The sequence below is a fragment of the Achromobacter sp. Marseille-Q0513 genome, from assembly GCF_018195695.1.
Taxonomy (GTDB): domain Bacteria; phylum Pseudomonadota; class Gammaproteobacteria; order Burkholderiales; family Burkholderiaceae_B; genus Achromobacter.
Genome location: NZ_JAGTJY010000688.1, coordinates 1 through 271, shown reverse-complemented (window position 1 = coordinate 271; position 271 = coordinate 1). Strand labels below are relative to the sequence as shown.

General features: G+C 72.3%; 1 protein-coding gene. It reads right to left on the bottom strand.

Going from position 1 to position 271, the window contains the following annotated elements:
* Nucleotides 1-271: hypothetical protein (locus KDH83_RS32315; protein WP_212323316.1), on the bottom strand; the 271-nt coding region annotated here is incomplete at both ends.

Sequence of the window (271 nt, the reverse complement as noted above, 5' to 3'; positions counted from 1 at the left end):
TTGAATTGCAGCGTGGTGTCGCGGCCGACGTTGAACGTCTCCCAGTTGAGGATGGCACGCGACTGCGTCTGCTCGATGGTCACGACTTGCCGGCCATCGGCCACGCTCTTCTGCGGCGTCTTGGCGCCTTCCCACTTGGCCAGCGCACCTTCGGCCGCCCACAGGCCGCCCGGTGTCAATCCGTCCGGCACGCCGGCGCCATTGGCGGCCGCAGCAGCCCGCGCGGCGGCCTGCGCCGCCTGCTGCGCGGCCACGGCCGCCGCCGTGCGGT